Source organism: Streptomyces sp. cg36 (genome assembly GCF_041080675.1).
Taxonomy (GTDB): Bacteria; Actinomycetota; Actinomycetes; order Streptomycetales; family Streptomycetaceae; genus Streptomyces.
The window spans coordinates 3,710,047-3,734,972 of the sequence record NZ_CP163520.1; the positions used below are offsets into that span (position 1 = coordinate 3,710,047).

The window sequence follows — 24,926 nt, forward strand, 5'->3', positions numbered from 1 at the left end:
CGGCCCGCCCCACCGGACACCTCTTCGCACGCCGCCGTACAACGAACGGACACCGGCGGCTCCTGGAAGGAACACCCGAAAGTGAAGCTTCAGCGCAAGAACCGGCTCCGCGCCACCGCTCTCGGCGTCATCGCCGTGTCCAGCGCCCTGGCCCTCACGGCGTGCGGCAGCGACGACAACGACAAGGGTGCGAACACCGGCGGCACCGGTGGCAAGACGAGCGCCGCGTCCAACATCAAGTGTGACGGCGCCAAGGGCCAGCTGCTCGCCTCCGGCTCCTCCGCGCAGAAGAACGCCATGGACCTCTGGGTCAAGAACTACATGGCGGCCTGCAAGGGCGTCGAGATCAACTACAAGTCCTCGTCGTCCGGTGAGGGCATCATCGGCTTCAACACCTCGCAGGTCGGCTTCGCCGGTTCCGACTCCCCGCTGAAGCCGGAGGAGGTCGCCAACTCCAAGAAGGTCTGCACCGGCGGCCAGGGCATCAACCTCCCGATGGTCGGCGGCCCGATCGCGATCGGCTACCACCTGGAGGGCGTGGACAGCCTGGTCCTGGACGCCCCGACGATCGCCAAGATCTTCAACGGCAAGATCAAGAACTGGAACGACGAGGCCATCGCCAAGCTGAACTCGGGCGCCAAGCTCCCGGACAAGGCGATCCAGGCGTTCCACCGCTCGCAGGACTCCGGCACCACCCAGAACCTCGGCAAGTACCTCGGCGCCACCGCGAAGGCCGACTGGCCGTACGCCGCCGAGAAGAAGTGGCCGGCCCCGGGCGGCCAGGCCGCCGCCGGGTCCTCGGACGTCGCCGCGCAGGTCAAGCAGACCGATGGCGCGATCGGCTACTTCGAGCTCTCCTACGCCACCGCGCAGTCCATCAAGACCGTGGACATCAACACGGGCGCCGCCGCCCCGGTCAAGGCCACCTCGGAGAACGCCTCCAAGGCGATCGCCGCCGCCAAGATCAAGGGCACCGGCAAGGACCTGGCCCTCGGCCTGGACTACACCACCAAGGCCGACGGCGCCTACCCGCTGGTCCTGGTCACGTACGAGATCGCCTGCGACAAGGGCAACAAGGCCGACACCCTCGGCACGGTCAAGTCCTTCCTGACCTACACCGCCAGCGACGAGGGCCAGAAGATCCTGACGGACGCCGGCTACGCGCCGATCCCCGCCGAGATCAACGCCAAGGTCCGCGAGACCGTCGCCGGTCTCCAGTAACACCCGTCGGGCCTTCGGACGGCCGCTGAACCGCCCGTCCGAAGGCCCCTGGGGCGGGGGCCCTGATCCGGCCCCCGTCCCCACCATCCGGTGCACCGCCGCCAGGGGACCCCTCCCGTCCCCGCCCACAGACCGGAAAGATCAATGGCTTCCATAACCACGAACACCCCGCCACCACCAGCGGCCCCCGCCGTGCGCCGCAAGTCCACCGGACGCGCCGGCGACAAGATCTTCCTCGGCCTCTCCCGGGGATCCGGCATCTTCCTGCTCGTCCTGATGGCGTCGATCGCCGTCTTCCTGAGCGTCCGCGCGGGCATGGCCCTCTCGAAGGACGAGGGCAACTTCCTCACCACCTTCGACTGGAACCCCGCCGGTGAGAAGCCGGTCTTCGGCATCGCCGTCCTGCTCTTCGGCACGGTCGTCAGCTCGATCATCGCGATGGTCATCGCGGTTCCGATCGCTGTCGGCATCGCCCTGTTCATCTCGCACTACGCGCCGCGCAAGCTGGCCGCGCCCCTCGCGTACGTGGTGGACCTGCTCGCCGCGATCCCCTCGATCATCTACGGCATCTGGGGCGCCCTGATCCTCGTGCCGTACCTGGAGGGCCTGAACTCCTGGCTCGACGAGTACCTCGGCTGGACCTACGTCTTCGAGAAGACCGAGGTCGGCGTCGCCCGCTCCCTCTTCACCGTCGGCATCCTGCTCGCCATCATGATCCTGCCGATCGTGACCAGCGTGAGCCGCGAGGTCTTCCTCCAGGTCCCGCGGATGAACGAGGAGGCCGCGCTGGCGCTCGGCGCCACCCGCTGGGAGGTCATCCGGATGTCGGTGCTGCCCTTCGGCCGCTCCGGCATCATCTCCGCCTCCATGCTGGGCCTGGGCCGCGCGCTCGGCGAGACGATGGCCGTCGCCACCGTCCTCTCCCCCAGCTATCTGATCTCGCTGCACATCCTGAACCCGGGTGGCGGCACCTTCGCCCAGAACATCGCGGCGAAGTTCGACGAGGCCAATGAGCTCGGCCGGGACGCCCTGATCGCCTCCGGCCTGGTGCTCTTCGTCCTCACCCTGCTGGTCAACGGCGCGGCCCGCCTGATCATCGCGCGCCGCAAGGAGTACTCGGGGGCGAACGCCTGATGTCGAACGCAGTGGTCCAGGACACCCGTCCGGCCCCTTCCGCACCCCGCAGGAACAGCCTGAGCCGCCGCGGCCTGCCCCGCTGGGCCACCGCCGCGTTCGGTGCCGCGGGCATCGCGCTCGGCTGCGGCATCGGCGCCGTCGCCGACCTGTCCAGCAAGGTCCAGTGGGGCCTGCTCTCGGCCCTCCTCTTCGTCGTGATCTCGTACGTGGCCACCTCGGTCGTCGAGAACAAGCGCCAGGCCAAGGACCGCGTCGCCACCAGCCTCGTCTGGGTGTGCTTCATCCTCGCCCTCGTCCCGCTGCTCTCCCTGCTGTGGACCACCGTCAAGCGCGGCAGCAAGGCCCTGAACGGGGACTTCCTGACCCACTCGATGAACGGGGTCACCGGCTTCGCCCCCGGCGGCGGTGTCTACCACGCGCTGATCGGCACCCTGGAGCAGGTCGGCATCGCCACCCTGATCTCCGCGCCCATCGGGCTGCTGACCGCGGTCTACCTGGTGGAGTACGGCAAGGGCGCGCTCGCCAAGGCCGTCACGTTCTTCGTCGACGTGATGACCGGCATCCCCTCCATCGTGGCGGGTCTGTTCATCCTCACGCTGATGCTGATGTTCGAGCTCAAGCCGTCCGGCTTCATGGGCTCGCTGGCGCTGGCGATCCTGATGATGCCCGTGGTGGTCCGCTCCACCGAGGAGATGCTCAAGCTCGTCCCGAACGAGCTGCGCGAGGCGTCCCTGGCCCTCGGCGTGCCGAAGTGGCGCACGATCCTGAAGGTGGTCCTGCCGACCGCGATCGGCGGCATCACCACCGGTGTGATGCTCGCGATCGCCCGCATCGCCGGTGAGACCGCGCCGATCATGCTGCTCGTCTTCGGCAGCCAGCTGATCAACACCAACCCCTTCGACGGCGCCCAGTCCTCGCTCCCCTACTACATCTGGGAGCAGTTCCGGGTCGGCAGCGACGCGTCCTACGACCGCGCGTGGGCCGCCGCCCTGGTGCTGATCGCCTTCGTCATGATCCTCAATCTGGTGGCCCGCGGCATCGCCCGCTGGAAGGCCCCGAAGACCGGCCGCTGACGCGACCAACGAAAGAAGCAGTGATTTCCATGGCCAAGCGAATCGACGTCAGCGGCCTGACCGCCTACTACGGCTCCCACAAGGCCATCGAGGACATCTCGATGACCGTGGAGCCCCGCTCCGTGACCGCCTTCATCGGCCCCTCCGGCTGCGGCAAGTCCACCTTCCTGCGCACCCTGAACCGGATGCACGAGGTCACCCCCGGTGGCCGCGTCGAGGGCAAGGTGCTCCTGGACGACGAGAACCTGTACGGCAAGGACGTCGACCCGGTCGCCGTCCGCCGTACGGTGGGCATGGTCTTCCAGCGCCCGAACCCGTTCCCCACCATGTCGATCTTCGACAACGTGGCCGCCGGGCTGCGGCTGAACGGCTCGTACAAGAAGAGCCAGCTCTCCGACGTGGTCGAGAAGTCCCTCAAGGGCGCCAACCTCTGGAACGAGGTCAAGGACCGGCTCAACAAGCCCGGCTCGGGCCTGTCCGGCGGTCAGCAGCAGCGGCTCTGCATCGCCCGCGCGATCGCGGTCGAGCCGGACGTCCTGCTGATGGACGAGCCGTGCTCCGCGCTCGACCCGATCTCCACCCTCGCCATCGAGGACCTGATCGGTGAGCTGAAGGAGCGCTTCACGATCGTCATCGTGACGCACAACATGCAGCAGGCCGCGCGGGTCTCCGACCGTACGGCGTTCTTCAACCTGGCGGCCGTCGGCCAGCCGGGGCGGCTCGTCGAGATCGACGAGACCGAGCGGATCTTCTCCAACCCGTCCGTCCAGGCGACCGAGGACTACATCTCCGGTCGCTTCGGATAGGCGTCACAGCCGTCTGCGGTGCTGCATGGCGGTGCCACCGCAAGACGAAGGGCCCGCCTCCTGGTGTCAGGAGGCGGGCCCATTTCCATGCCCCTCCCCCCGACGCCCCCTCCCGCAGCCATCTGCGGACCGTGCTGAGCCGCTCGCGCGGTTCCCCGCGCCCCTGAAACCCGCCTTCACCTGCGGACCGTGCTGGGTTGCTCGCGCAGTTCCCCGCGCCCCTGAAAAGCCTGTGGTTGAGCTGAGCTCTCCGGCCACCGGTACCCCCTAGGGGCGCGGGGAACTGCGCGACCTGCCCCCACCGGCCCGCAGGGGCATGCAGAAGGGGCCCGGGGCCGAAGCCCCGGGCCCCTTCTGGGGGTCAGCCGAAGAAGATTCGTACGACGTAATAGCTGCCCGCCGCCACCAACGCAGCCGCAGGCATCGTGATGAACCAGCCAAGAATGATGTTCTTGGCAACACCCCACCGCACGGCGTTGACCCGCTTCGTCGCCCCCACACCCATGATCGCCGACGTGATGACATGCGTCGTCGAGATCGGCGCGTGGAAGAGGAAGGCCGACCCGAACATGATCGACGCACCCGTGGTCTCCGCCGCGAACCCCTGCGGCGGATCCAGTTCGATGATCTTCCGCCCGAGCGTCCGCATGATGCGCCAGCCACCCGCGTACGTACCCAGCGACAGCATCGCCGCACAGGCGATCTTGACCCAGATCGGGATCTCGTCGCCCGCCGACTGCACGTCCGCGATGACCAGGGCCATCACCACGATGCCCATCGTCTTCTGCGCGTCCTGGAGGCCGTGGCCGAGGGCCATGCCGGCCGCCGAGACCGTCTGGGCGATCCGGAAGCCGCGCTTCGCCTTGTGCGGGTTGGCCTTGCGGAACATCCACAGGATCGCGCACATCACCAGATAACCGGCGATCAGACCGATGATCGGCGAGACGAACATCGGAACGACGATCTTGTCGAGCACGCCGTTCCAGTGGACGGTGGTGCCGCCCGCGAGCGCCGCGCCGACCATGCCGCCGAACAGGGCGTGCGAGGACGAGGAGGGCAGTCCGAAGTACCAGGTGACCAGGTTCCAGATGATCGCGCCGACCAGCGCGGCGAAGAGGATGCCCATCCCCTTGTTGCCCTCGGGCGTCGCGATCAGACCTTCGCTGACGGTCTTGGCGACGCCGCTGCCGAGGAAGGCGCCGGCCAGGTTCATGACGGCCGCCATCGCCAGCGCCGCGCGCGGGGTCAGCGCCCGCGTCGAGACGGAGGTCGCGATGGCGTTCGCGGAGTCGTGGAACCCGTTCGTGTACGTGAATCCGAGCGCGACCGCGATGGTCACGACCAGTGCAAAGGTGTCCACGGAGCTCAGGACTCCTTGACGGCGATGGTCTCCACCGTGTTCGCCACGTGCTCGAAGGCGTCCGCCGCCTCTTCGAGTACGTCCACGATCTGCTTCAGCTTGAGCACCTCGATGGCGTCGTACTTGCCGTTGAAGAGATGGGCGAGCAGCTTGCGGTGGATCTGGTCCGCCTGGTTCTCCAGCCGGTTGACCTCGATCCAGTACTCGGTCAGGTTGGACATCGTGCGCAGGTTGGGCATGGCCTCGGCGGTCAGCTCGGCCGCCCGGGCCAGCACCTCGATCTGCTGCTCGACGCCCTTCGGCAGTTCCTCGACGTTGTAGAGGACGACGAGGTCGACTGCCTCCTCCATGAAGTCCATGATGTCGTCGAGCGACGAAGCGAGGGAGTAGATGTCCTCGCGGTCGAACGGCGTGATGAACGAGGAGTTCAGCTGGTGGAAGATCGCGTGGGTCGCGTCGTCGCCCGCGTGCTCCGCTGCCCGCATCCGCTCCGCGATCTCGGCCCGGGACGCGGAATCCGCTCCGAGCAGTTCCATCAGGAGCTTCGAGCCCGTGACGATGTTGTCCGCGGATGCGGCGAACATGTCGTAGAAGCTCGTCTCCCTGGGGGTCAGACGAAAGCGCACGTGGGGTCCTCGGGGTGCTCTGGATTCGGTCAGGCTGATGCTAGGCGCATCATCCGGCCACGGCTAACCGGCGTACTTCAGTGTCGCCCATCAGGCACAGTGATCAGCACAGACCCCCGGACCGTTCCGGGGCCCGCTTTCGCGGGGTTCGTTACCATATACCCATGAGGGGTATCCACCCCCTTTTCGTACAACGGGAGGACGCGATGACGACCACCGAGCCCGCTCAGCCGGACACCGTCCTCACGGACCAGGCGCACGCCGTGCACGGGTACCACAAGCAGAAGGACGAACACCTCAAGCGGCTGCGCCGCATCGAGGGCCAGATCCGCGGGCTGCAGCGCCTGGTGGACGAGGACGTGTACTGCATCGACATACTCACCCAGGTCTCCGCGTCCACGAAGGCCCTCCAGTCCTTCGCCCTCCAGCTCCTGGAGGAGCACCTGCGCCACTGCGTGGCGGACGCGGCGGTCAAGGGCGGCACGGAGATCGACGCGAAGGTGGAGGAGGCGACCAAGGCGATCGCCCGGCTGCTGCGCACCTGAACGGCGGCATCGGCGCGGCGCTGCCCGACGCGGTACAACCTCGGCGCGGCGCCCTCCCGGCGCGGTACGCCCCGGCGCGGCGCCCTCGCGACGCGGCGGCGGCCCGGTCCGGCGCCGTACCGCCGGGCGGTGACCGGCGCGGCGCCGACGGCACGGGCGGCGGCTCACGGCCGACGCCCATGACCCGACGCACCGGGCTCCGATGCACCCGGCCCCGGCCACCTGGCCGAAACCCGTCGGGCGGGCCCCGTCCTGGAGATCCACCGGCCGCACTTGGCCGGAATCAGTCCCCCGGCCCCGCACCCCGTCGCTCGGGCTCCACCTTGAGCACCTCGTCGATCAGGTCGGAACTGAGCCGCTCCCCGTCGGCGGCCGACGCCGCGATCATCAATTCACCGATCAGCTCGATCTCGACGAGGGCCACGTGGTCCTGGACGGTTGCGCTGCGAAGCCCGGCCACGCACCTCACCCCTCTACCCCTCTTTCTGCCGTCGTCGGCTTCCTAGCGTAGGGAGGGGGGCGCTGCCCGCGCATGGCACGGACGGACCATTTACGCCACCGCCCATGACCGGATCTAGGACACGATCTTGCCCGCGTAGATGTCCCGCCCGGCGGGCAGCCGGACGGCGGCGGGCACGCCGAACCCGTAGAGCAGCGTGGTCGAGGCGACCGCGACCGTACGCCCCTCGTTGAGGTAGCTGAACCGCTGGCGCAGCTTGCGCAGCAGGCCCTGTTCGTCGAAGTACGCGTCGAACGGGACCGCGCCCTTCTCCTTGCCGAACCCTTTCGCCGCGGCCATCAGCGACCCCCGCGCCCGGGAATCGGCCACGCCCGCGGCGCGCGCGAGGTCGGCGGTGCCCCGGTAGTGCCGGACCCGGACGCCCGCCAGGTCCTCCTCGCCCACGTACACCACGGGGCCGACGCCGCGCAGCAGCTCGGCCGCCACCATCGGGTCGGTGACCCCGCCGGTGACCAGATTGCCGTCGGGCAGGGTCGTCGTGTCGACCCGCACCCACTTGTCGGCGGGCACGCCCGCGCCCCGGTTCTTCATGTACAGCGCGTCCGGCGCCAGGACCTCGATGAGCGGCCGGTGCTCCTCGACGCCCGCCGCGTCCTTGGGCAGCAGCACCTTCAGCTGGCCCAGGCGGCGCGTGTAGTCGTACACCCCTTCGCCGCGGATGGTGACCAGGGTGCCGCCGGCCGCCATCTCCATGGAGGTGCTCGCCTTGGAGCTGCCCGCGGCGAGCAGCCCGTCGGCCGCGCGCGCCACCACCTGGCCCGGCTCCGCCGACTGTCCGCCCGCTCCCTCGGTGCCCGCCGCCCCGCCGGAGCCGCAGCCCGCCACCAGCGCCCCGGAGGCCGTCACCGCGAGCGCGGTCGCCCCGGTCATGACGGCACCGGCGAACCCCGCGCCCCCGCGCCTTCGCCGCTGCACCTTCATAGCCGTCCAACCCCCAAACGCCACCGAGAACCGACGCACCACCCGCCCCGTTCAACGACCGCGTCCCCACCCCGGTCACGCCCGTCCGGCGTCCTCGGTACGGTGGCTGCGTGCACCAGCAAGCCTCAGTCCCTGAGCACCGCACGACCACCACCGAACGCGGCAGCTTCGCCCTCGCCCGCTGCTCCTGCGGCTGGACGGGCCCGGCCCGCCGCTCCCGCGACAAGGCACGGGCGGACGCGGAGCTGCACGAGTCCGCGGAGTAGCCCGCCCCTCGGAGGGCGGGGGCGGCGCGCCCCGGACCCGGATCGGCCCGCCCCCGGGCGGCCGGGCCGGACCGTTTCGGAGGGATGCCTTCCGGGGAGACCTCCGGGCATGCGCCGGCGTTCCCTCCTCGCCGCGGGCGCCGCCCTCGCCGCCGGCGGGGTGTCCGCCTGCACCTCCGGCGCGCCGCGCGCCCCCGCCACCACCACCCCGAGCGGCGGCACGCGTGCGAGCGCCAGCACCGCCCCCGCCGACTGGACCGCCCTCGCGCGCGGCCTCGACGGGCTGCTGGTGCGCCCCGGCGACGCCGTCTATCCGACCGCCCGTCAGCTCTACAACACCCGCTTCGACGGCCTGCGTCCGGCCGCCGTCGCCTACGCGGCGGGCGAGGACGACATCCGCGAGTGCCTCGCCTTCGCCCGCGCGCACGGCACCCCGGTGGCCCTGCGCGGCGGCGGCCACTCCTACGCGGGCTGGTCCTCGGGCACCGGCCGCCTGGTCATCGACACCTCGCGGCTCAACCGCGTACGGACGGACGGGAGCGGCGGGGCGACCACGGCCACCATCGGCGCGGGCGCCCGGCTGCTGGACGTCTACCTCGCCCTGGGCCGCACCGGCCGCACCGTCCCCGGCGGCTCCTGCCCGACCGTCGGCATCGCGGGGCTGACCCTCGGCGGCGGCCACGGCGTCGCCACGCGCGCGTACGGGACGACCTGCGACAGCCTGACCTCCGCCACCCTGATCACCGCCGACGGCCGCAGGCTCACCGCCGACGCCCGCCACGAACCCGATCTCTTCTGGGCGCTGCGCGGCGCGGGCAACGGCAACTTCGGCGTGGTCACCGAGCTGACCTTCCGTACGCATCCGGCCCCGCCGTCCGTCACCGCGTATCTGACCTGGCCCTGGTCCCGGGCGGGCGCGGTGGTGACGGCGTGGCAGGAGTGGGGGCCCGACCAGGCCGACGAGATCTGGTCCGCCGCCCATCTCGCGGGGAGCCCCGGCCCGCCGGGCGGCCGGGTCGCGCCCACGGTGAACGTCGCCGCGTTCTCCCTCGGCTCCTACGACGACCTCCAGAACGCCGTCGACCGGCTCGCCGACCGGGTGGGCGCCCCCGCCGCGACCGTCTCGCTGCGGCGCCACGGCTACACCGACGCGATGCTCTCGTACGCGGGCTGCGCCACCCTCTCCGAGCAGCAGTGCCATCTGCCGGGCAGCACCCCGGGCCGCACTCCGCAGGGCGTGCTCCAGCGCGAGACGTACGCGGCCCGCTCCGCCTTCTTCGACCGCGCGCTCCCCGACGACGGGGTGCGCGCCCTGCTCGCCCGGACCGAGGCGTTCGGCGCGGTGACGGCCGCTCAGGGCGGCGGGGGCGGCAGCATCGCGCTCACCGCGCTGGGCGGGGCGGTCAACCGGGTGGCCCCGGACGCCACGGCGTTCGTGCACCGGCGCTCACGGGTGCTCGCCCAGTACGTCGCCTCCTGGCGTCCGGGCACCTCCGGATCGGCCCAGCGAGCATGGCTGAATACCACTCATGACGCCTTGCGGGAGCACGCGTCGGGCGCCGCGTACCAGAACTACGCCGACCCGGAGCTGACGGACTGGCGGACCGCCTACTACGGGGCGGCGGCGCCGAGGCTGGCCCGGATCAAGCACGCCTACGACCCCACGCGGCTCTTCGACTTCCCGCAGGCGCTGTGACCGTACCCGCAGGCGCTGTGACCGTAGGGGGCGCTCCCCGCCCGTAACCTGCCTAGGCCGCCAGGTCGTTCTCGCCCGTGCCCGTGCCGGCCGCGCCCGAGCGGGGCTCGGGGATGTCGACGGCGAGCCGCAGCGACGCCTGGCCCGCGCGGCGCGAGCGGACCAGCCGGCCGAGCCTGGGCGAGCGCGCCACCGTGGCGACCAGGGGGGTGAGCAGCATCAGCGCGAGCGGGGCGAGCAGCAGGGTGACGGCGGTGCCGAGGGCGAAGCCGCCCACCACGTCCGTCGGGTAGTGCACGCCCATGTAGACGCGGCTGAAGCCCTCGGCGAGCGCGAGGCCGATGGCGAGCAGCCCGAACTTGCGGTGGGCGACGAAGAGTCCGGCCCCGATGGCCATCGCCAGCGTGGCGTGGTCGCTGACGAACGAGTAGTCCGTCTTGCCGTCCACCAGCACCTCCAGGCCCTTGTGGGCGACGAAGGGGCGGGGCCGCTCCACGAATCCCCGGATGGGGATGTTGACGAGCAGGGCGATTCCGGCGGCGAGCGGTGCCCACACCAGCGCGGCGACGGAGGCGAGGGCGCTCTCGCGGTCCTCGCCGCGCCGCAGGCTCCACCAGCACCAGAGCACGACGAGGACGAGGGCGAGCAGGATGCCGTACTCGCCCACGAACTCCATGACGCGGTCGCACCACGCGGGAGCGGACTTGGCGAGTCCGTTGATGTCGTAGAGCAGGCTGACGTCCGGGTTCGCCCCGTCCAGCGCGAGTCCAGCCATGCCGCGGCCCCTTGCCTGTGCGTGTAGCTACCAACCCCCGTGGTCAGTACTCCTGCGGTCACTGTCCACTGAACGGCCTCGACGGCCCTCGCGTTCCACTCTCCACGGAATGATCACCACGACGTTATCGAAGAGATACTCATCGTCGCAGCTCAGGGCCATGGCCTGACAGAGCGTGCCGAACGTTTCCGGCCATGCCGTACCCGCGGTCACCCGGTCCGGAAGAGCGTCCGCGTCACGCGGCCGAGGGGAACTTCGGCAGCGCGGCGGCGCCGTCCTTGGTGACCCGGGTGGCGCCGAAGTAGTCCGGCGCGTCGATCTTGTCGAAGCGGATGACGGCACCCGTGTACGGGGCGTTGATCATGTATCCGCCGCCGACGTACATGCCGACGTGGTGGATGGCGCGGGAGTTGGAGAGGTCGTCCGAGAAGAAGACGAGGTCGCCCGGGAGCAGCTGGTCGCGCGAGGGGTGCGGGCCCGCGTTGTACTGGTCGTTGGCCACGCGCGGCAGCTCGATCCCCACGCTGGCGTAGGCGGCCTGGGTGAGCCCCGAGCAGTCGAACCGGCCGCCCTGCGCCGCCGTCCCCTCGCCGCCCCAGAGATAGGGCGTCCCCAGCTTCTGCTGCGCGTAGTAGATGGCCCCCGCGGCCTGCTGGGAGGGCGCCACCCGGCTGACCGGGCGGGCGAAGCTCTTCTCCAGGGTGCGGATGGTCTTCACATAGCCCTGGGTCTCCTTGTACGGCGGCACGCCCCCGTACTTGATGACGGCGTAGGAGCCCGCGTTGTACGCCGCGAGCATGTTGCTGCTCTGGTCCCCCGGCACGTTCTTCACGTACCCCGCGAGTTCGCAGTCGTAGGAGGCGGCCGAGGGGATGGCGTCGGCCGGGTCCCAGATGTCCTTCTTTCCGTCGCCGTTCCCGTCGACGCCGTGGGTGGCCCAGGTGCTGGGGATGAACTGGGCGATGCCCAGCGCGTTGGCCGGGCTCGTCGCGTCCGGCTTCCAGCCGCTCTCCTGGTAGAGCTGGGCCGCCAGCATCGCCGGGTTGAGGGCGGGGCAGAGGTTGCCCCACTTCTGGACGAGGGACTGGTAGAGCGCGGGGACGGCGCCCTTGGCCAGTGCCACGGACTGGCCGCCGCCGCCCGTCGTCAGCCCCGCCGCCGCCGAATACGTGCCGACGACGAGCAGCGCGACGAAGCTCAGGCTCGCCCCGACCGCGGTCCCGCTGACCACCCAGACCTTGCGCACGCCCCAACTTTCCCCCATCCGGGCGCGATTCATGGCTCATTACCCGCCAGGAGTCCGCCTATTTTCCGACGAACCCGGTCACCGCCGCCTCCGCGCGGCCTCTCCGCGCCCCCGGCCCGTCCCCCGTCGGCCACGTCACAGGGCTCGCCACTGCTCCCCGGTCGTTGCTAGGTTCGCGGTCGGCAAGCAAAGGAAAGCAAAAGGAACGGCAACGGGGGAACGGGCGCCATGGCACGCAGCGCGCAGTGGGAAGAGCTCTTCGCGGGCAGTCCGCCCAGGTCCGAGGGGCAGCCCCCGGCCGGGTCCGGGCTGCGGCTGGCCTCCGCCGAGAGCAAGGCGGACGGCGGCGGCGCCCCCGACATCCAGTTCAGCAAATCCCCGTGGACCTCGGCCGGAGGCGTCGCCGGGGAGCTGCGCACCGGCACCGCGGGCGCCCTCACCGACCTCGACAGCGGCCACGAGGGCGTGACGGGCGCCACCGAGGGCTTCGGCGCCACGGCCGCCCTGGAGGAGATCCGCACGTCCTGGAAGGACCGGCTCGGCGCGGTGCGCGACGAGTGCGGACGCCTCGACGGGGTCCTCAAGAGCGTCGGCAAGGACTTCGGCGAGACCGACGTGAAGGTCGGCAACGACGTGAAGGCCGCCGTCCCGGCCGAGCCGAAGGGGCGGTGAGGCGGCCGTGCCCACCTGGCAGCAGCTGCGCGATGTGAAGCTCTCCGAGTACAGCGGGGCGGCCGACGGCTGGGGGAAGGTCAGCAGCCGGGCCAACGCCGCCAAGGACCGCGTCGACAACGAGATGCGCGCCAAGATCCACGAGACCCAGCAGAGCAAGAGCGCCCAGGGCGCCGTCGCCGACCTGGGCCGGCTCAGCCGCAACTACCAGTACCTGCACACCGAGTGCGGGCTGATCCGCACCGCGCTCGACGGGCTCGCCACCGAGCTGGCCGAGCCGCAGCGCAAGCTGAAGCAGGCGCTGGAGGACGCGGAGAACCTGAAGTTCACGGTCGAGCAGGACGGGGCGGTGAAGTACCCGGCCACCGCGCCCGTCACCGTGCCGCTCGCCCCGGGCCCGGGCGTCGCCAGGCCGGGCGCGCCGGTCCCGTTCCTGGCCGGCAAGGCCGAGGGCGGCGCCGACCCCAACAAGGCGAAGGCCGAGGACATCGCCGAGCGGATCGCGGGCGCGGTGCGCGACGCGGCCGAGATCGACGGCCGGTACGCGGGCGTCCTGCGCCGCCTCAAGTCGCCGCCGGGCCTCGCCGTCACCGACGAGATGCTGGTGGACGCGGCGGCCGACACCAAGGACGTGCAGCAGAACGCGCGCTTCCTGCCGGAGTCCGGCATCCCCAGGGGGAAGTCGCCGGCCGACAACAAGAAGTGGTGGGACGGGCTGAGCCAGGAGGAGCGCGACGAGTACGCGACGCTCTACCCGGCGGCCGTCGGCGCCCTGGACGGGCTGCCCGCCACGGTCCGCGACGACGCCAACCGGATGGTGCTGGCCGAGACGCACGCCCAGGTCCAGCTGGACCTGAACAAGCTGGGCCCGGAGCCGCCCAAGGTGATCCAGAACCCCAGCGGCAGCTACCCGGCGGCCATCACCAACCCGGCCTGGACCGCCTGGAACAAGGCGGGCGGGCCCAAGCTCACCGCCCAGCTCAAGGGCATGAACGCCATCCAGGACCGGTTCGACCGCACCGGCCAGGCCGACCGCGCCGGCGAGCGCCCGCTGCCCGAGGCGTACCTGCTCGGCTTCGACGCGGGCGGCATCGGCCGCGCCATCGTCGCCAACGGCAACCCCGACACCGCCACGCACACCTCCGTGTACGTCCCCGGCACCGGCACCAACCTCGAAGGCATCAGCGGCGACATCAAGCGGATGGAGACGCTCTGGCGCTCCTCGGACGCCATGGCGGACGGCGCCAAGGTCTCCACGGTCACCTGGTTCGGCTACGACGCCCCGCAGAACATCGTCACGGACGCGCCCCAGAGCAAGTACGCCAACGAGGGCGGCCCGATCCTCAACAACTTCCTGGGCGGCCTGCGCGCCTCCCACGAGGGCGAACCGGGCCATCTGACGGCCGTCGGCCACAGCTACGGCAGTACGGTCATCGGCTCGGCCGCCCGCCAGGGCACCCTGCCCGTGGACGACGTGTTCGTGGCGGGCAGCCCCGGCGAGCAGGTCGGCCACGCCTCCGAGATGGACGTGAAGAAGGGCCACGTCTGGGCGGCCAACGCCGACAGCGAGCCGTTCCTGAAGGGCATACCGATCCCCTTCATCGGCGACGACAAGTACGGCGGGATCAACATCCCCTTCGTGACCAGCGACCCCGTCCCCGAGATCGGCGGCTGGGGGCACGCCCCGAAGAAGCTCGACATCGACATCCTGCCCTCGTGGATCGACGGCGACGGCATGAGCGTGGTCAAGCCCCTGACCCCGAGCAACCCGGACTTCGGCGCCAACATCGTCGCCACGGACGGCTCCCGGGGCCACAGCGGCTACTGGGACGAGGGAACCCAGAGCCTCCTCAACCAGGCCCGGGTCACAGTGGGCAAGTACGACAAGGTGACGCTCGAACCATGACCGGAACCACGACCGGCACGAACCGCGCACGCGCACGCGGCGGCCCCGCCGCCGCCCTCGCCCTGACCGCGCTCACCACGCTGGTCCTCACGACAGGATGCACCGCCATGAAGGACGACGGGCTCGACTACACCCCCGAGAAGATGGCGGTGAAGGACGCCAAGGACCTGATGCGCCGCCAGTCGAGCGTCATCCTCGACGCCTCCGGCCTGAAGTACGAGACGTCCAACGGCTCCCCCGACGTCAGCCCCTGCGAGCAGGTCGAGCACGGCTACCGGGTCAAGCACTTCTGGAAGGTGTACGGCCCCTCCCGCGAGGTGCTGTCCGCCGGGCTGCGCCGCCTCCACGAGGAGCTGCCCCGGCGGGGCTGGAAGGCGTACCGCTTCGAGAAGGCCAACTCCAAGGCCCAGCAGATGCAGCTGGACGTGGAGGACATGAAGCTCCATCACACGGCGACCATCGAGGAGGACTTCGTCTCGCGCGACGCGTCCGCCTCCAAGTGGGAGAAGGCGGGCCGCGACGGCCTCCTCGTCACCCTGGACTCCCCCTGCTACGTCGACCCGCGGTACGAGACGGGCGACCAGTGAGCGGCGGGCGCTGACGCCACCGCTCGGCGGGCGGGCGCCGAGCGGCTACGTGCGGCGCCCGGGCGCCCGGGTCAGTGCGCGGCCCCGGCCGTCCCGGAAGCCCCGGCCGTGCCCGCCTCCGGGCACTCCTGCCCCGTCGCCAGCCGGTAGAGCGCGTTCGTGGTGTGCCCGAAGACGATGCTGTACGAGACGTCCGGGTCGTCGCCGCCCTCCTCGTACCCGCCGATGACACCGATCACCGACCCGTCCGCCGCCTCCCAGGGGCTGCCGCTGGTGCCGCCGGAGTAGGCCGGGCACTCGATGCGCTGCTGGGTGTCGCCGTAGGCGGTGGTGGCGTTGGTGCAGGTCTGGGGGGTGTCGGAGTCGCTCGGGTAGCCGGTGAGCGTCACCCGGCCGCCCGCCGCGACCCCTGTGGTCAGCGGCGCCGCACCGACCGCGTCCTCGACCATCGCGCCCGTCAGCGAGCCCGGCCCGAGGACCGCGAAGGCCACGTCGTCGTCCTCGCTGCCGTCCTCCTGCCAGGCGTCGTCCATGTAGGTGTCCTTGACCGGCCAGGTCCCGTACGGCGCCTCCCCGTCGCGGTAGCCGGGGACGAAGACGGCGTCGTCGCGGTCGTCCAGGCAGTGGGCGGCGGTGACGATCAGATCGCGGTCCGCACTGTGCACCACGGAGGCGGTGCAGAAGTGGTCGCCGTCCGTGCCGCCCTCGAAGAGCGCGCCCACGCGCGCGTTGGCGGCCGTGGCCGGCGCCGTGACGGTCGTACCGGCCCCGGCCCCCCGGTCCCCGTACCCGGGGATCACCAGGAGCACGGCCACCGCCGACAGGGCCCGCAGCTGGGAGACGTGTCTCATGGTCACGACTCTGGCGGGCGGACCTGAGAGCAACGCTGGAACTTCTCTGAGAAGTGTCTGTGAACCCGCTGGTCCGGCCCTTCCCACGGCGCGCTCACGTCCCGCCCGAGTCCCGCTGTAGCGGCCAGGCCCAGAGTGCACCAACGACAGTCATTGCCCGGAGTCACCCTGCGTGATACACAGAGTGACCATAAGCGAATCCGTGGAGAAACGGTCCACCGCAGGTCAGGGCGGTGCGACCGGCACAGCTGTGCGGTTTCGGGAAAAGAGAGCCGCCAAGTCGACATACCCGGGCGGTTTCATCAGCGAAGATAGTGCCTGACCCATGCCGTGGGGCAGGGGCATCGAACTACCCGACAGGGGCGGTGAGTTACGTGTACCTGGCAGCCGAAAAGGGCGACATCAACACCATCATCGGCGGAATCGCGCCCAACTGGGGGCCGTTCGGGAGTCTTGGCCAAGAGGCCCGGGTGATGGTCGAAGTAGTGATGGCCGTGGCCATCCTGCTGTGCCTCGGCATCGCCGTGTGGGGCGCGGCCAAGCAGCGGATCGGCGCGACCGCGCTGCGCGACACGTTCAGCGCGGAGCAGGGCAAGGGTCTGATCGTGGCCGGTCTGACCGGAGTCTTCATCATCGGCTCACTGGGCACCCTCTTCACCATTGTGTACGGGATGGCCGTCTGACCTGGAATCAGGTCCGGCCCCGTCCCGCCGCGTTCGTCCCCACGGGCCCGCCCAGGCCCACCACCACACCATCCGTCCGTCGTGCCCACCGGCTGAGGTTGCGTCTCCCTGATGTCGAGTCACCACACCGCGCCCGCGCGGGAACCAGCACGGCTACCGTCGTACTACGCGACGGAACAGCGAAGGTCTGAGGGGGCGGACGCGGCATGAGCCTCGGCGACGAGCACGACTCCCGGCGCCCGGACACCCGGCGCCCGGAGGACGCGTACAGCACCGTCGGCGGCACCCGGCAGACCCGTACCCGGCTGCCGGAGGGCGAGGGCGACGCCTACGGCGGCGCCCGCCGTCCCGTGCGCGCCTCGCGGTCCCTGATCACGGTCGTCGGCGTGGTGGTCGTCCTGGTCGCCGCCATCGCCTTCGCCAACCGCGGCGACGGCGGCGACGGCGGCGGCTCCTCCGACGACCCGAAGGCGTCCGGCGCCCGGCCGACCGCGGCCAGCGGCACCCGGCCGGTCGAGGGCAAGACCGGCGGCATCGCCTCCGGCTTCCCGCAGACCGAGCAGGGCGCCCAGTCGGCGGCGGCCAACTACGCCGTGGCACTCGGCTCGGAGGGCATGTACACCCCGTCCCGCCGCCGCGAGATCGTCGCCGCGGTGTACGCGCCGGACGTGGCCGCCGCCCGCCAGAGCGCCCTCGACCAGGCGTACGCGGCCCCGGAGTTCCTGGCCCGCATCGGGCTGAAGCCGGACGGCGCCGCGCCCGCCGGGATGGCGTTCATCTCCCGCTTCACCCCGGTCGGCGCCAAGGTCGAGAAGTTCGACTCCGCCTCGGCGACGGTCTCCGTCTGGTGCTCCTCGCTCTTCGGCCTGGCGGGCGAGGGCTCCAAGAACCCCGTCTCCGAGGGCTGGTACACCCAGACCTTCCAGCTGAGGTGGGCGGGCGACTGGAAGGTCGTCGACTACACGCAGAAGGACGGCCCGGCGCCCGTCGGCCGCGACCAGGCCGCCGCCACAGCCAAGGACATGGCCGAGGCCGTCGAGCAGTACGGAGGGTTCACCTATGCCCGGTAAGCGGCACCGCCGTGCCCTCCTCCCCGGTGCGCGGCCCCACCGCGCGCTGCCGCTCGTGGCGGCCCTGACGGCGGTGCAGACCGCGGTGGTCCTGGCGGGCACCTACGTCTACGCCGCGCCGAGCCCGCCCGCGAGCCCGCCCGCCACGCCCAGCACCCCGAGCCCCTCGACGGGCGCCGGCGCCTGCGACCTGATCAAGGGCCCGGCCCGGCAGTACTGCGACGCGGGCAACGGCAAGGCGACCGGCCCCGCCGGCACTCCGGCGGCCGGCGACCCCGCCGACCCGCTGACCTCGCTGGCGCGCGGCTGCGCCGACGCCGCCGTCTGGGTCGTCGACACGCTCTCCAAGTTCGTGAAGACCGCCGCCAAGGTCGACTTCACCAACCCGGCCTTCCTCGGGCGCTACGCGGTGGTCTTCGCCGCCGCCACCATCCTCACCCTGGTGCTGTGGCTGCTCGCGGTCGCCAAGCGGGCGATCCGGGGCGTACCGCTGACCACCGCGATCTCCGAGGCCGTCGGCTTCCTGTGGCTGACCGTCCTCGCCTCCGCCTTCACCCCGCTGATCCTCTACACGGTGGTGAACGCGACCGACGCCGTCACCGACGTCATCGCCTCCGGCACCGGTGACCAGACCGATGTCTTCTTCGGCTCGTTCTCGGCCGCCCTGAAGAAGGGGACGGACATCGGCGGCGGGCCGATCATGCTGATCGTGGTCTCGCTGGTGACCATCCTCGCCGCCGGCGTGCTCTTCCTGGAGCTCTACATCCGCGCCCTCCTGCTGTACGTGGGCGCGCTGCTCGGGGTCGTCGTGTACTCGGGGCTCGTCGACAAGAACATGTGGGGCCACGTCCGCCGCTGGGCCGGCATCATGATCGCGATCATCCTGGTGAAACCCATCATCGTGATCGTCCTCAGCCTCGCGGGAGCCCTCTCCGAGGGCAAGGGGCCCGACTCCTTCCAGGCCGTCGTCTCCGGACTCGCCATCATCCTGCTCGCCATCTTCGCCTCCGCGATGATCTACCGGTTCGTCCCCGGCTTCGGCGACGAGATCGCCGCCGCCCGCACCAACCGCAAGCAGGCCACCGACGGCTCGCAGGCCGCCGCCGTGATCTCCTCCCCGGCCGCGCTCGTCTCCCAGGGCATCAAGACCCACAGCAGCCGCGGCAACCAGGGCAACAACAGCGCCCAGGCCCGGCCCGCCAACCCGATGTCCGGTGGCGTTGCCGCCCACAGCAGCCGGGGCTCCTCCGGCGGCGGTGGCGGCGGCGGATCTGTCCCCTCCGCCGCACCCCCGCCCCGTAACGGCTCCGGACCCACCAGCGGCACCCCGCACAGCAGCCGCAACACCGGCAACAAAGGCAACAACAGCACAGGAGGTGCAGGGCGTTGACGACCCAGTCCCAACCGGTCTCGCCCCGCCGCACGTATCTGATCGGCCGGGCCCGGCCGTCGGCCATCGTCGGCAAGAACCGTGAGACCGGCGAGATCGCGCTGATCATCGGCGGCGCGTTCCTCGGCATGATGGCCGGACTGCTGGTACCCGTCCTCTCCCTGCGGATCGTGCTGCTCATGGGCTTCCCCATGCTCGCGCTCGCCGCGGTCTACCTCCCGTACAAACACCGCACGTTCTACAAATGGTTCGAGATCAACCGCAGCTACAAGCGCTCGCTGCGGCGCGGCACCGCCTACCGGTCCGGCGCCATGGAGGCGGGCGTCGGCAGCGACGGGCGCGAGGTCGAGATCGGGCCGCCGCCCGGCATCGGCCGCATCAGCTGGCTCGCCGCGCCCTTCGGCCCCGACGAGATCGCCGTACTGCTGCACGCCGACCGCCGCACGGTCACCGCCGCCATCGAGATCGAGGGTCCCGGCGTCGGCCTGCGCGACTCCGAGGACCAGGAGGCCCTCGTCGACCGCTTCGGCACGCTGCTCAAGCACGTCGCCAACGGCGACGGGTTCGTCACCCGCCTCCAGATGCTCGCCCGCACCCTGCCCGCCGACCCCGACGCCCACGCCAAGGACGTCGCCCAGCGCGGCGACCACGGCTCACCCGACTGGCTCCAGGAGTCCTACGAGCAGCTCCAGTCGATGGTCTCCACCTCCAGCGAGCAGCACCGCGCGTATCTCGTCGCCTGTATGCAGTATTCGCGGGAGCTCGCCGCCGAGGCCCACGCCATGGCGCGCGCCGCCCGCCCCCAGCCCGGCCGCAAGCTCGACAAGGACGCCGGACTCGCCGTCGTCATGGCGCGCGAGCTCACCGACATCTGCGCCCGCCTCGCCGAGGCCGACATCCGGGTGCGCCAGCCCCTCGGCCAGGGGCGGCTCGCCTCCCTCGTGCACTCCATGTACGACCCGGACCACCCCATCGACCACATCCAGGCCATGACCAAGCGCAACGCCTGGCCCGCCGAACTCGACGCGGTCGAACCCACCTACCTCCAGGCCAAGACCCGGGAGTCGTCCACGCGCGCGCCCTGGTGCCACGCCACCGCCTGGGTGAAGGAATGGCCCATGACGCCCGTCGGCGTCAACTTCCTCGCCCCGCTCCTCGTCCACACCCCGGACGTCATCCGCACCGTCGCCGTCTGCATGGACCTCGAACCCACCGAGATCGCCATCGAGCGCATGCTCACCGAGAAGACCAACGACGAGGCCGAGGCGTCGCGCGCGGCCAAGATGAACCGGACCGTCGACCCCCGCGACATCGCCGCCCACGGCCGCCTCGACCAACGGGGTGAAGATCTCGCCAGCGGCGCGGCGGGCGTCAACCTCGTCGGGTACATCACGGTGTCGGCCCGCTCGCCCGAGGCGCTGGCGAGGGACAAGCGCACCATCCGCGCCTCGGCCGGCAAGTCCTACCTGAAGCTGGAGTGGTGCGACCGCGAGCACCACCGGGCCTTCGTCAACACCTTGCCGTTCGCCACCGGCATCCGCCGCTAGCCGAGAGCTGATTGGGGCCTGCTCATGCGAGATCCGCTCTCCGCACTCACCAACGCCTTCACCTCCTTCCTCTTCGGGAAGGTGGAGACGACCCGGCTGCCCGTCCGCACCTCCACCGGCCAGGCACAGGCCGTCTACCTGCCGACGGCCGCGCCCGGCCTCGGCGACTCCGGCGTGATCATCGGCCGCGAGGTCTACAGCGGCAAGGGGTACATCTACGACCCCTTCCAGCTGTACGGTCAGCAGCTGCCCGCGCCGCACTGGCTGGTCCTCGGCGAGTCCGGCAACGGCAAGTCGGCCCTGGAGAAGACCTACGTACTGCGCCAGCTGCGGTTCCGCGACCGGCAGGTCGTGGTGCTCGACGCCCAGGGCGAGGACGGCGTCGGCGAATGGAACCTCATCGCGCGCGAGCTGGGAATAACTCCCATCCGCCTCGACCCGATGGCCGCCCTCGACGGCGGCATCCGGCTCAACCCGCTGGACCCGGCCATCACCACCACCGGCCAGCTGGCGCTGCTGCGCACCATCATCGAAGTCGCGATGGGGCACGGCCTGGACGAGCGCTCGGGCTTCGCCCTGAAGGTGGCCCACGCCTACGTCAACGAGACCATCACCGACCGCCAGCCCGTCCTCACCGACATCGTGGAACAGCTGCGCCACCCCGAGGCGGCCTCGGCGGAAGCCATGAACGTCGACATAGACGACGTCCGGGCCTGGGGCCTGGACGTGGCGCTCGTCCTGGACCGGCTCGTCGACGGCGACCTGCGGGGCATGTTCGACGGACCGACCTCGGTCGGCATCGACCTGGACGCGCCGCTGATCGTCTTCGACCTCTCGCACATCGACCGCAACTCGATCGCCATGCCGATCCTCATGGCCATCGTCGGCGTCTGGCTGGAGCACACCTGGATCCGCCCCGACCGCAAGAAGCGCATCTTCCTGGTGGAGGAGGCGTGGCACATCATCAACTCGCCGTTCGTGGCACAGCTCTTCCAGCGGCTGCTCAAGTTCGGCCGCCGGCTCGGGCTGTCCTTCGTCGCCGTCGTCCACCACCTCTCGGACGTGGTCGACGGGGCCGCCGCGCGGGAGGCCGCGGCCATCCTGAAGATGGCGTCGACCCGCACGATCTACGCCCAGAAGGCGGACGAGGCCAGGGCCACCGGCCTGGTCATCGGCCTGCCCCGATGGGCCGTCGAGATCATCCCGACGCTCACCCCGGGCATCGCCGTCTGGGACGTCAACGGCAATGTCCAGGTCGTCAAACACCTGGTCACCGAGCGGGAACGGCCGCTGGTCTTCACCGACCGCGCCATGACGGAGTCGGCGGCGACCGACGACGTACTCGCCCATGAGCTGGAGACGCGACTGGAGTCGGAGAGCGAGCGCAGGGCAGCGCTTATGGAACAGCAAATGTCCGACACCCCCTCCTCCGAATCGACCGTGGCCTGAGACCCGCCGCACCGCCCGGCCCGCGGCGGTGCGGCGGCGAGCCCACGGCGGCCGACGGCATGCCCGTGGCGGCTTGACCGGTCAACGGCCGCCCGCACCTCGGAAGTTCCCCCCGACACACACGAATCGACCCGACACGGCGGAGGTTGCCTGACATGCCGGAGTCCCGCTCCCGCGGCGAGGAACGCGGCATCCCCGATTCGCTGCTCATCGGGCTGCTCGCGTTCCTGCTCGGCCTCACCGTCCTGGTGTGGACGGCGACGGGCCTCGCCGGCCTGTTCAGCCACGGCGCCTGGCCGGACGAAGTGACGTTCACCCACACCCCGCTCGCCATGCGCCAGCTCGTCCAGGCCCCGCACGACCTCCCGGCCGCCTGGCCGGACACGCCCGCAGCCCAGCTCTCCGGCTACGGCCTCTTCTGGGGCCTGCTCATCGGCCAGCTCCTGGTGCTCCTGGTCCTGTTCGTCTTCGCCCTCGGCACCTGGTCGCGCTGGCGCGCGGTCCGGGCGAGAACCAAGGCGGCGGCGCTGCTGCCGGGCAACCCGGTGGTGGGACTCGGCCGCGCCGCGCCCACCGCCGCCCCGGCCGCCACGACACCGCCCGCGCCCGCGGCACCGGGCCCGGACTCGGACCCGGATCCCTGGGGTTCGTCCCGCCCGCCCACAGCGCGTACGGACGGGGCCCACGCGGGCGCGGGCCCCGCTCCCACGAACGGCACCGCCCCCACCTCCGCTCCGGCAGCCGACACCGCCACCCCCTGGGCGACGACGGATGCCGCGGGCGGGATGCTCCCGTCGCCCCGGGCGGCCCGCCCGCCCCGGATCGTCTACGGCGGCCCCGCCGCCCGCCGCCCCACTGCCGTCCAGGCCATCCGGGACGCGGAGGGCGCCGCACTCGTCATCACCTCCGACCCCACGCTGTGGGCCGAGACCAAGGACGCGCGCGCGAAGCTCGGGCCGGTCCACGTGTACGACCCGGGGCACCTCTGCGACACCCCGGCCCGGCTGCACTGGTCGCCCACGTCCGGCTGCGAGGACCCGGAAACCGCGGCTACGCGCGCGCACGCTCTGCTCGCCCCCGTACGTCCGCAGGCCCGCATCGACACCGCCCTGGCCGACACCGCCGAGACCCTGCTGCGCTGCTGGCTGCACGCCGCCGCGCTGGACAGCCGGGACGGCAAGGCCGTCAAGCAGGTCCACCGCTGGGCCCAGGGCACCGGCGCCCACGAGGCCGTACGCATACTCCGTACCCACCCCAAGGCCATGAGCGGCATCGCGGGCCTGCTGGAGTCGGCGCTCACCGCGCACCCCGAACGCCGGGAGATCGCCCAGCAGCTGACGGCCCGTGCGCTGGACGCGCTCTCCTCGATCCACATCCGCGAGGCGTGCACACCGAACCGAGCGGATTCCCTCGCGCTGGAATCATTCGCCGCAGAAGGGGGCACGCTTTACGTGGTGGGTGAAGCCATCGAGGACCCGCGGTCACGCCCCGCCGCGATGCCCTTCCTGACCGCCCTCGCCTCAGACGTGGTCGAGCACGGCCGCCGCATGGCCGAACGGTCACCCGACGGTCGGCTCGACCCACCAATGACCCTCGTCCTGGACGACGTGGCGGCCGTCGCGCCGCTGCCCCGGCTGCCCGAACTCCTGGCGACCGGGCAGGACCTGGGCCTGCCGACCCTGGTCCTGCTCCGCTCGGCCGAACAGGCCCGCGCCCGCTGGACGGAGACGCTGACCCCGTAGGCCCCGCGCTTCCGTCCCCGCCACGCGCCCGCCTACGGGCGTACGAGCTCCATCTCGATCTCGTGCGAGGCCGTCTCCTGCGAGGCCGACGACTCCCCCTCCTCGGCGGACGGCCCCGTGGTCCGGCCGGTCGGTACGAAGCCGAACTTCCCGTAGAAGCCCCGCGCGCGTGGGTTGTCCTCGTGCACATAGAGCCGTACGCGGCCCAGCGCCGGTTCCAGGGACCAGGCCCACTCCACGGCCGCCGCGAAGAGCCGCTCGGTGAGCCCGATCCCCCGGTGCTCGGGCCGTACGAAGACGCCGACCAGATGCCCCTGGGTGGCCTCGATCCTCGCGCCGAAGAAGTCCTCGGTGCCCGGCTCCTCGATGAGGACGACGACGCTGCCGGCCCAGGTCCCGTCGGGCGCCTCCGCGATGAACTGGCAGGCGCCGGTGCCGGTGGCCCGGGCCGTGCGGTCCTGCCAGAAACTGTCCGGCTGGGCCTCGGCCTGCTCGGTCGTCTCCAAGAAGGCCACCGGGGCGGCGGGGTCGGCGAGCGCGGCGAGCCGCAGCTCCTTGGCCTTGAGCCATTCGTCGGCCCTGACAGGGCGTATCACGTGTTCCATGGCGAGATACTGCCACGGAACGCAGAAAAGCCCCGCACCATTAATCCTTGCGGATCATGGTGCGGGGCTTCCCGCAATGATTGTTCGGCGGCGTCCTACTCTCCCACAGGGTCCCCCCTGCAGTACCATCGGCGCTGAAAGGCTTAGCTTCCGGGTTCGGAATGTAACCGGGCGTTTCCCTAACGCTATGACCACCGAAACACTATGAAATTAACGAAACCGGGCAACAACA

General features: G+C 71.2%; 24 protein-coding genes and 1 rRNA gene. 16 read left to right on the forward strand and 9 right to left on the reverse strand.

Annotated elements, in window-relative coordinates; translation table 11 throughout:
* The first annotated feature begins 81 nt into the window (after positions 1 to 81).
* The 4 genes from pstS (at position 82) to pstB (ending at position 4,237) form a co-directional block, all read left to right on the forward strand.
* Complete coding sequence (gene pstS, locus AB5J87_RS16450) at positions 82 to 1,221, forward strand: phosphate ABC transporter substrate-binding protein PstS (protein WP_369377462.1); 1,140 nt, start codon at positions 82 to 84, stop codon at positions 1,219 to 1,221.
* Between the two features lie 144 nt (positions 1,222 to 1,365).
* Positions 1,366 to 2,355, forward strand: a complete 990-nt coding sequence (gene pstC, locus AB5J87_RS16455) for a phosphate ABC transporter permease subunit PstC (protein WP_369377463.1) — start codon at positions 1,366 to 1,368, stop codon at positions 2,353 to 2,355.
* Positions 2,355 to 3,431: a phosphate ABC transporter permease PstA gene (pstA, locus tag AB5J87_RS16460; protein ID WP_369377465.1), complete on the forward strand. Its 1,077-nt coding sequence runs from the start codon at positions 2,355 to 2,357 to the stop codon at positions 3,429 to 3,431. The genes pstC and pstA overlap by 1 nt, the downstream gene beginning before the upstream one ends.
* Before the next feature lie 29 nt (positions 3,432 to 3,460).
* Positions 3,461 to 4,237, forward strand: a complete 777-nt coding sequence (pstB, locus tag AB5J87_RS16465; protein WP_369377466.1) for a phosphate ABC transporter ATP-binding protein PstB — start codon at positions 3,461 to 3,463, stop codon at positions 4,235 to 4,237.
* Between the two features lie 361 nt (positions 4,238 to 4,598).
* On the opposite strand, the gene AB5J87_RS16470 is transcribed toward pstB, so the two are convergent.
* Entirely contained in the window at positions 4,599 to 5,597 is a 999-nt protein-coding gene (locus AB5J87_RS16470) for an anion permease (protein ID WP_369377467.1), read from the reverse strand.
* Between the two features lie 5 nt (positions 5,598 to 5,602).
* Positions 5,603 to 6,223: a DUF47 domain-containing protein gene (locus AB5J87_RS16475; protein ID WP_369377468.1), complete on the reverse strand. Its 621-nt coding sequence runs from the start codon at positions 6,221 to 6,223 to the stop codon at positions 5,603 to 5,605.
* Between the two features lie 206 nt (positions 6,224 to 6,429).
* Here AB5J87_RS16475 and AB5J87_RS16480 point away from each other — a divergent pair, with 206 nt between their 5' ends.
* Positions 6,430 to 6,768, forward strand: coding sequence for a metal-sensitive transcriptional regulator (locus AB5J87_RS16480; protein WP_369377469.1), 339 nt, complete (start codon positions 6,430 to 6,432; stop codon positions 6,766 to 6,768).
* 283 nt (positions 6,769 to 7,051) lie between these two features.
* Here AB5J87_RS16480 and AB5J87_RS16485 read toward each other — a convergent pair whose 3' ends face one another.
* Together AB5J87_RS16485 and AB5J87_RS16490 are read right to left on the reverse strand one after the other, a co-directional pair.
* Positions 7,052 to 7,237: a hypothetical protein gene (locus AB5J87_RS16485; protein ID WP_369377471.1), complete on the reverse strand. Its 186-nt coding sequence runs from the start codon at positions 7,235 to 7,237 to the stop codon at positions 7,052 to 7,054.
* A gap of 105 nt (positions 7,238 to 7,342) precedes the next feature.
* Entirely contained in the window at positions 7,343 to 8,158 is an 816-nt protein-coding gene (locus tag AB5J87_RS16490) for a hypothetical protein (RefSeq protein ID WP_369377472.1), read from the reverse strand.
* Between the two features lie 161 nt (positions 8,159 to 8,319).
* Here AB5J87_RS16490 and AB5J87_RS16495 point away from each other — a divergent pair, with 161 nt between their 5' ends.
* Both AB5J87_RS16495 and AB5J87_RS16500 read left to right on the forward strand, forming a co-directional pair.
* Positions 8,320 to 8,475 (forward strand): hypothetical protein, encoded by a 156-nt coding sequence (locus AB5J87_RS16495; RefSeq protein ID WP_369377473.1) that lies wholly within the window; start codon positions 8,320 to 8,322, stop codon positions 8,473 to 8,475.
* A gap of 109 nt (positions 8,476 to 8,584) precedes the next feature.
* Positions 8,585 to 10,171 (forward strand): FAD-binding oxidoreductase, encoded by a 1,587-nt coding sequence (locus AB5J87_RS16500; RefSeq protein WP_369377475.1) that lies wholly within the window; start codon positions 8,585 to 8,587, stop codon positions 10,169 to 10,171.
* A gap of 52 nt (positions 10,172 to 10,223) precedes the next feature.
* Here the strand turns inward: AB5J87_RS16500 and AB5J87_RS16505 are convergent, their stop codons facing one another.
* The gene (locus AB5J87_RS16505) at positions 10,224 to 10,946 is read right to left on the reverse strand and encodes a phosphatase PAP2 family protein (RefSeq protein ID WP_369377476.1); all 723 of its coding nucleotides are present in this window, start codon (positions 10,944 to 10,946) and stop codon (positions 10,224 to 10,226) included.
* Between the two features lie 235 nt (positions 10,947 to 11,181).
* Positions 11,182 to 12,192: an NlpC/P60 family protein gene (locus tag AB5J87_RS16510; RefSeq protein ID WP_369377477.1), complete on the reverse strand. Its 1,011-nt coding sequence runs from the start codon at positions 12,190 to 12,192 to the stop codon at positions 11,182 to 11,184.
* Positions 12,193 to 12,420: 228 nt separating this feature from the next.
* On the opposite strand from AB5J87_RS16510, the gene AB5J87_RS16515 reads away from it, so the two are divergent.
* Genes AB5J87_RS16515 through AB5J87_RS16525 form a run of 3 tightly spaced genes read left to right on the forward strand, consistent with a single transcriptional unit; the run spans position 12,421 to position 15,357 of the window.
* A complete protein-coding gene (locus tag AB5J87_RS16515; protein WP_369377478.1) occupies positions 12,421 to 12,864 on the forward strand; it encodes a hypothetical protein in 444 nt (147 codons plus the stop codon).
* A gap of 7 nt (positions 12,865 to 12,871) precedes the next feature.
* Entirely contained in the window at positions 12,872 to 14,770 is a 1,899-nt protein-coding gene (locus AB5J87_RS16520; RefSeq protein WP_369377479.1) for an alpha/beta hydrolase, read from the forward strand.
* Positions 14,767 to 15,357 carry a hypothetical protein gene (locus AB5J87_RS16525; protein ID WP_369377480.1) on the forward strand — a complete coding sequence of 197 codons (591 nt, stop codon included), beginning with the start codon at positions 14,767 to 14,769 and terminating at the stop codon, positions 15,355 to 15,357. Before AB5J87_RS16520 ends, AB5J87_RS16525 begins: the two co-directional genes overlap by 4 nt.
* A 71-nt stretch (positions 15,358 to 15,428) precedes the next feature.
* On the opposite strand, the gene AB5J87_RS16530 is transcribed toward AB5J87_RS16525, so the two are convergent.
* Complete coding sequence (locus tag AB5J87_RS16530; RefSeq protein ID WP_369377482.1) at positions 15,429 to 16,208, reverse strand: serine protease; 780 nt, start codon at positions 16,206 to 16,208, stop codon at positions 15,429 to 15,431.
* A gap of 374 nt (positions 16,209 to 16,582) precedes the next feature.
* On the opposite strand from AB5J87_RS16530, the gene AB5J87_RS16535 reads away from it, so the two are divergent.
* The 6 genes from AB5J87_RS16535 (at position 16,583) to AB5J87_RS16560 (ending at position 24,089) form a co-directional block, all read left to right on the forward strand.
* The gene (locus AB5J87_RS16535) at positions 16,583 to 16,891 is read left to right on the forward strand and encodes a hypothetical protein (protein WP_188272968.1); all 309 of its coding nucleotides are present in this window, start codon (positions 16,583 to 16,585) and stop codon (positions 16,889 to 16,891) included.
* Positions 16,892 to 17,097: 206 nt separating this feature from the next.
* Positions 17,098 to 17,961 (forward strand): hypothetical protein, encoded by an 864-nt coding sequence (locus tag AB5J87_RS16540; protein WP_369377483.1) that lies wholly within the window; start codon positions 17,098 to 17,100, stop codon positions 17,959 to 17,961.
* Positions 17,951 to 19,351 (forward strand): hypothetical protein, encoded by a 1,401-nt coding sequence (locus tag AB5J87_RS16545; RefSeq protein WP_369377484.1) that lies wholly within the window; start codon positions 17,951 to 17,953, stop codon positions 19,349 to 19,351. The genes AB5J87_RS16540 and AB5J87_RS16545 overlap by 11 nt, the downstream gene beginning before the upstream one ends.
* Positions 19,348 to 20,898 (forward strand): SCO6880 family protein, encoded by a 1,551-nt coding sequence (locus AB5J87_RS16550; protein ID WP_369377485.1) that lies wholly within the window; start codon positions 19,348 to 19,350, stop codon positions 20,896 to 20,898. Before AB5J87_RS16545 ends, AB5J87_RS16550 begins: the two co-directional genes overlap by 4 nt.
* Positions 20,899 to 20,922: 24 nt before the next feature.
* Positions 20,923 to 22,347: an ATP-binding protein gene (locus AB5J87_RS16555; protein WP_369377487.1), complete on the forward strand. Its 1,425-nt coding sequence runs from the start codon at positions 20,923 to 20,925 to the stop codon at positions 22,345 to 22,347.
* A gap of 155 nt (positions 22,348 to 22,502) precedes the next feature.
* Positions 22,503 to 24,089: a type VI secretion protein gene (locus AB5J87_RS16560; protein WP_369377488.1), complete on the forward strand. Its 1,587-nt coding sequence runs from the start codon at positions 22,503 to 22,505 to the stop codon at positions 24,087 to 24,089.
* 32 nt (positions 24,090 to 24,121) lie between these two features.
* Here AB5J87_RS16560 and AB5J87_RS16565 read toward each other — a convergent pair whose 3' ends face one another.
* Positions 24,122 to 24,694: a GNAT family N-acetyltransferase gene (locus AB5J87_RS16565; RefSeq protein WP_369377489.1), complete on the reverse strand. Its 573-nt coding sequence runs from the start codon at positions 24,692 to 24,694 to the stop codon at positions 24,122 to 24,124.
* 82 nt (positions 24,695 to 24,776) lie between these two features.
* A 5S ribosomal RNA gene (gene rrf, locus AB5J87_RS16570) occupies positions 24,777 to 24,893 on the reverse strand.
* Between the last annotated feature and the right edge of the window lie 33 nt (positions 24,894 to 24,926).

Coding starts and splice junctions, on each gene's coding strand:
- pstA (WP_369377465.1), top strand. CDS start 2,355: ATGTCGAACGCAGTGGTCCAGGACACCCGTCCGGCCCCTTCCGCACCC.
- AB5J87_RS16505 (WP_369377476.1), bottom strand. CDS start 10,946: ATGGCTGGACTCGCGCTGGACGGGGCGAACCCGGACGTCAGCCTGCTC.
- AB5J87_RS16540 (WP_369377483.1), top strand. CDS start 17,098: ATGAGCCTCGGCGACGAGCACGACTCCCGGCGCCCGGACACCCGGCGC.
- pstC (WP_369377463.1), top strand. CDS start 1,366: ATGGCTTCCATAACCACGAACACCCCGCCACCACCAGCGGCCCCCGCC.
- AB5J87_RS16515 (WP_369377478.1), top strand. CDS start 12,421: ATGGCACGCAGCGCGCAGTGGGAAGAGCTCTTCGCGGGCAGTCCGCCC.
- AB5J87_RS16565 (WP_369377489.1), bottom strand. CDS start 24,694: ATGGAACACGTGATACGCCCTGTCAGGGCCGACGAATGGCTCAAGGCC.
- AB5J87_RS16545 (WP_369377484.1), top strand. CDS start 17,951: ATGCCCGGTAAGCGGCACCGCCGTGCCCTCCTCCCCGGTGCGCGGCCC.
- AB5J87_RS16525 (WP_369377480.1), top strand. CDS start 14,767: ATGACCGGAACCACGACCGGCACGAACCGCGCACGCGCACGCGGCGGC.
- pstB (WP_369377466.1), top strand. CDS start 3,461: ATGGCCAAGCGAATCGACGTCAGCGGCCTGACCGCCTACTACGGCTCC.
- AB5J87_RS16530 (WP_369377482.1), bottom strand. CDS start 16,208: ATGAGACACGTCTCCCAGCTGCGGGCCCTGTCGGCGGTGGCCGTGCTC.
- AB5J87_RS16490 (WP_369377472.1), bottom strand. CDS start 8,158: ATGACCGGGGCGACCGCGCTCGCGGTGACGGCCTCCGGGGCGCTGGTG.
- AB5J87_RS16480 (WP_369377469.1), top strand. CDS start 6,430: ATGACGACCACCGAGCCCGCTCAGCCGGACACCGTCCTCACGGACCAG.
- AB5J87_RS16560 (WP_369377488.1), top strand. CDS start 22,503: ATGCCGGAGTCCCGCTCCCGCGGCGAGGAACGCGGCATCCCCGATTCG.
- AB5J87_RS16500 (WP_369377475.1), top strand. CDS start 8,585: ATGCGCCGGCGTTCCCTCCTCGCCGCGGGCGCCGCCCTCGCCGCCGGC.
- AB5J87_RS16555 (WP_369377487.1), top strand. CDS start 20,923: ATGCGAGATCCGCTCTCCGCACTCACCAACGCCTTCACCTCCTTCCTC.